Origin of the sequence: Deinococcus sp., assembly GCF_018260405.1 — a bacterium.
In the GTDB taxonomy this organism is placed as follows: Bacteria; Deinococcota; Deinococci; order Deinococcales; family Deinococcaceae; genus Deinococcus.
The window spans coordinates 264-807 of the sequence record NZ_JAGLBG010000241.1 but is presented as its reverse complement, the minus strand read 5'-3'; the positions used below and the strand labels follow the sequence as shown (position 1 = coordinate 807).

Annotated in this window: 1 protein-coding gene and 1 pseudogene; both read left to right on the top strand. The window is 47.1% G+C overall.

Annotation, left to right across the window (positions count from 1 at the left end; all coding sequences use genetic code 11):
• Nucleotides 1–286 (top strand): prolipoprotein diacylglyceryl transferase family protein (locus QZ269_RS13330; protein WP_291427176.1); only part of this gene is annotated, 286 nt, incomplete at its 5' end.
• Between the two features lie 55 nt (nucleotides 287–341).
• Nucleotides 342–544: pseudogene (locus tag QZ269_RS13325) on the top strand (thymidylate synthase); the annotation flags it as partial.

Sequence of the window (544 nt, the reverse complement as noted above, 5' to 3'; positions counted from 1 at the left end):
TCCGTCCCAATTATATGAAGCAGCCCTTGAAGGTTTGGCCTTATTTATCCTGTTATGGTGGTTTTCCAGCCGCCCGCGTCCCCGTATGGCAGTCTCGGCGATGTTTTTATTGGGCTATGGTTTAGCGCGTTTTACTGTCGAATTTTTTAGGCAGCCCGATGCCGACCAAGGGTTTATTTGGTTGGGCTGGATGACCAAGGGACAAATTTTAACTATTCCCATGCTGGTAATCGGTCTATGGATGCTGTGGTACGCCTATAAACGCCGTCTGTACGACTGGAACTAGAGCCATTGATTATAGACAATCTTTTGATCCGATGCTTTTTAACCGTTGAGCCGCCATGCAAACCTATCTTGATTTATTAAACCTGGTCCTGACTCAGGGCGGCCAAAAATTCGACCGCACCGGCACCGGCACCCGTTCAGTGTTCGGGCATCAGATGCGTTTTGATTTACGCCAGGGGTTCCCTATTTTAACCACCAAAAAAATACATTTTCGCTCGGTTGTGGTTGAATTGTTATGGTTTTTACGAGGTGATACCCA